This is a genomic window from Coprococcus sp. HPP0074, assembly GCF_964238105.1.
Classification (GTDB): Bacteria; Bacillota; Clostridia; order Lachnospirales; family Lachnospiraceae; genus Faecalimonas; species Faecalimonas umbilicata.
The window spans coordinates 1-1,708 of the sequence record NZ_CAXSKS010000014.1; the positions used below are offsets into that span (position 1 = coordinate 1).

General features: G+C 52.5%; 2 protein-coding genes and 1 other annotated feature (1 of these 3 cut by a window edge). Both genes read right to left on the bottom strand.

Features of this window, described 5'->3' with window-relative positions; translation table 11 throughout:
- Window positions 1-23: 23 nt before the first annotated feature.
- Window positions 24-1,708 (bottom strand) — a sequence feature (most likely nonfunctional fraction of RNA operon) (it continues 2,798 nt past the right edge of the window).
- Window positions 515-685 (bottom strand): hypothetical protein, encoded by a 171-nt coding sequence (locus ACESPO_RS13210; RefSeq protein WP_499788982.1) that lies wholly within the window; start codon window positions 683-685, stop codon window positions 515-517. Its footprint overlaps the feature before it by 171 nt.
- The gene (locus ACESPO_RS13215) at window positions 1,365-1,508 is read right to left on the bottom strand and encodes a hypothetical protein (protein ID WP_499788983.1); all 144 of its coding nucleotides are present in this window, start codon (window positions 1,506-1,508) and stop codon (window positions 1,365-1,367) included. Its footprint lies within the feature at window positions 24-1,708.

The following is a 1,708-nucleotide window of genomic DNA, read 5'->3' on the forward strand; positions in this document are numbered from 1 at the left end:
TCCATCCATTCTCCTATCACCACTTGGTTATGCCCTCGACCGATTAGTAACAGTCAGCTCCATACATTACTGCACTTCCACCTCTGTCCTATCTACCTCGTCGTCTTCAAGGGGTCTTACAACTTGCGTTGGGATATCTCATCTTGAGGGGGGCTTCACGCTTAGATGCCTTCAGCGTTTATCCCGTCCCGGCTTGGCTACTCTGCCATGCACTTGGCAGTGCAACAGATACACCAGCGGCCAGTCCACCCCGGTCCTCTCGTACTAAGGGCAGCTCCTCTCAAATATCCTACGCCCACGCCGGATAGGGACCGAACTGTCTCACGACGTTCTGAACCCAGCTCGCGTACCGCTTTAATGGGCGAACAGCCCAACCCTTGGGACCTACTTCAGCCCCAGGATGCGATGAGCCGACATCGAGGTGCCAAACCACTCCGTCGATGTGAACTCTTGGGAGTGATAAGCCTGTTATCCCCAGGGTAGCTTTTATCCGTTGAGCGATGGCAATCCCACTTTATACCACCGGATCACTAAGTCCTACTTTCGTACCTGCTCCACCCGTCGGTGTCGCAGTCAAGCTCCCTTCTGCCTTTGCACTCTTTGAATGGTTTCCGACCATTCTGAGGGAACCTTTGAGCGCCTCCGATACCCTTTCGGAGGCGACCGCCCCAGTCAAACTCCCCACCTGACATTGTCCCCCAGCCGGGTCACGGCTGCTGGTTAGAAACCCAGTACTGCAAGGGTGGTATCCCAACAGCGACTCTGTATCTACTGGCGTAAATACTTCTCAGTCTCCCACCTATCCTGTACATGCAATACCGAATCCCAGTATCAAGCTGGAGTAAAGCTCCATGGGGTCTTTCCGTCCTGGCGCAGGTAACCAGCATCTTCACTGGTATTTCAATTTCACCGGGTGCATTGTCGAGACAGTGCCCAAATCATTACGCCTTTCGTGCGGGTCGGAACTTACCCGACAAGGAATTTCGCTACCTTAGGACCGTTATAGTTACGGCCGCCGTTTACTGGGGCTTAAGTTCAAAGCTTCGCTTACGCTAACCTCTCCCCTTAACCTTCCAGCACCGGGCAGGCGTCAGCCCATATACTTCACCTTTCGGTTTTGCATAGACCTGTGTTTTTGCTAAACAGTTGCTTGGGCCAATTCTCTGCGGCCAGTTCTCACTGGCACTCCTTCTCCCGAAGTTACGGAGTCATTTTGCCGAGTTCCTTAACAATGCTTCTCCCGTCGGCCTTAGGATTCTCTCCTCATCCACCTGTGTCGGTTTACGGTACGGGTATGATATAAACAATAGCGGCTTTTCTTGACGCATGGCTCACGGGCTTCCCTACTCTCAGTTCGGTCCGCATCACGTCTTCAGATTGAGAAGCGGATTTGCCAACTCCTCTCCTACTTCGCTTGCACCGGGCTTTCCATTCCCGGCTCCCGCTCTCCACACGTGTCCCCACAGTTCTGTTATATCATAGTACAGGAATTTCAACCTGTTGTCCATCGACTACGTCTTTCGACCTCGCCTTAGGCCCCGACTTACCCAGAGCAGATCAGCTTTACTCTGGAAACCTTAGATATTCGGCCGGAAGGATTCCCACCTTCCTCTCGCTACTCATTCCGGCATTCTCTCTTCTTAAAAGTCCACTGCTCCTTCCGGTACAGCTTCTTCCCTTTAAGAATGCTCCTCTACCAATTGATTAG